Source organism: Acinetobacter sp. SK-43 (assembly GCF_015351505.1).
GTDB classification, from domain to species: domain Bacteria; phylum Pseudomonadota; class Gammaproteobacteria; order Pseudomonadales; family Moraxellaceae; genus Acinetobacter; species Acinetobacter junii.
The window spans coordinates 1-1,112 of the sequence record NZ_JADKPY010000097.1; the positions used below are offsets into that span (position 1 = coordinate 1).

General features: G+C 43.9%; 1 protein-coding gene. It reads right to left on the bottom strand.

The features are described 5' to 3' along the window. Positions 1 to 35: 35 nt before the first annotated feature. A protein-coding gene (locus IRT38_RS17360) for an IS3 family transposase (protein WP_227592183.1) occupies positions 36 to 1,112 on the bottom strand; the annotation gives its coding sequence in 2 pieces (ribosomal slippage) (positions 36 to 916 and positions 916 to 1,112; 1,078 coding nt annotated over the 2 pieces). This gene is flagged as partial in the annotation.

Sequence of the window (1,112 nt, forward strand, 5' to 3'; positions counted from 1 at the left end):
TGGACTGCTCCCAGTATCCTAGACATGAGACCGCCTCATTTTGAAGCTGTCTCAAATGCTTCTGGGCTCATCCCATCGAGATGCGAATGACGCCTGATTCGATTGTAAAACATCTCGATATAATCAAACACATCCGCACGGGCCATTTCTCGTGTTTTATAGATCCTCTTTTTAATTCTTTCCTTCTTTAAACTACTAAAAAAGGATTCAGCAACAGCATTGTCCCAACAGTTTCCACGACGACTCATACTCGGAACTAAATTATGCTTTTGACAGAATTTCTGCCAGTCTCCGCTACTGTATTGTGAGCCTTGGTCTGAGTGTATGATCACAGGTTCATTGGGTCTGCGTCGCCATACCGCCATTAAAAGTGCATCCAAAACGATATCCTTGGCAAGCGTAGGTTTCATTGACCAACCGATGACTTTCCTTGAATATAAATCGAGAACCACAGCCAGATATAACCAGCCTTGCCAAGTACGGATGTAGGTAATATCAGTCACCCAGGAAGTATCAGGGGTGCTCACAGCGAACTCTCGATTTAAGTGATTTGGTGGCACAATCGGAGGACGGCCACAACCATAACTTTTATGCTTTTTATATCCTCGAACAGCGGCAATGCCATTGTTCTTCATGATCTTCAGCACACGATTGGGGCCACAGCTTTCACCTAGCTCTTTAAGATCCAGCGTGATGCGACGATAACCATAGATGCCATAACTGGCATCATAAGAAGAGCGGATCAGTTGTAATAACCGTTTGTCTTCAATTGTTCTGCCTGATTCGGGTTCATGTAGCCAGGCGTAATAGCCAGCACGAGCAATCTTAAGAACCCGACACATCGTTTTAATCTTAAATTGATGGCTGTACTCAAGGATAAACTGATACTTTACTCGGGCAGGCTTGCAAAGTACCTTGCGGCCTTTTTTAAGATATCTCGCTCTTCTTCAGTTTGCTTAAGCTGACTTTTAAGACGAAGGATCTCTTTCTTTGCTTCGAGTAGTTCATGTTCATCAGGGTTGTTGCGTAAAGGCTGTACGGCCTTTAGCCATTTATAAATGCTGTGCTGTGATACACCTAAACGTTCAGCCACATCAGTGACAGAATATCCA